The following is a 224-nucleotide window of genomic DNA, read 5'->3' as shown; positions in this document are numbered from 1 at the left end:
GCCAGAAGTGAACGCGGAGCAGGTCGTGCTCAAGCCGCGCCAGATCGCGGTGCAGACTGCCCAGGGCAAGAGTTTGGCCCTTGCATGCAGGGGGGCGGAGATCTCCGAGCAGAGTTACTACCGCTGGCGCAAGGCGTACGGCGGCCTTCAGGTCGATCAAGCCAGGAAGATGAAGGATCTGGAGCGCGAGAACGCTCGTCTGCGCCGGCTCGTCGCCGAGCTTC

1 protein-coding gene is annotated in these 224 nt (G+C 64.7%); it reads left to right on the top strand.

Features of this window, described 5'->3' with window-relative positions; all coding sequences use genetic code 11:
* Positions 1-7: 7 nt before the first annotated feature.
* A partial coding sequence (locus OXS27_RS32545) for a transposase (RefSeq protein ID WP_267361772.1) occupies positions 8-224 on the top strand: 217 nt, incomplete at its 3' end.

Origin of the sequence: Methylobacterium sp. GC_Met_3 (genome assembly GCF_026540775.1) — a bacterium.
GTDB lineage: Bacteria > Pseudomonadota > Alphaproteobacteria > Rhizobiales > Beijerinckiaceae > Methylobacterium.
The sequence above is the reverse complement of the archived record's forward strand: the minus strand, read 5'-3'. Positions and strand labels throughout refer to the sequence as shown.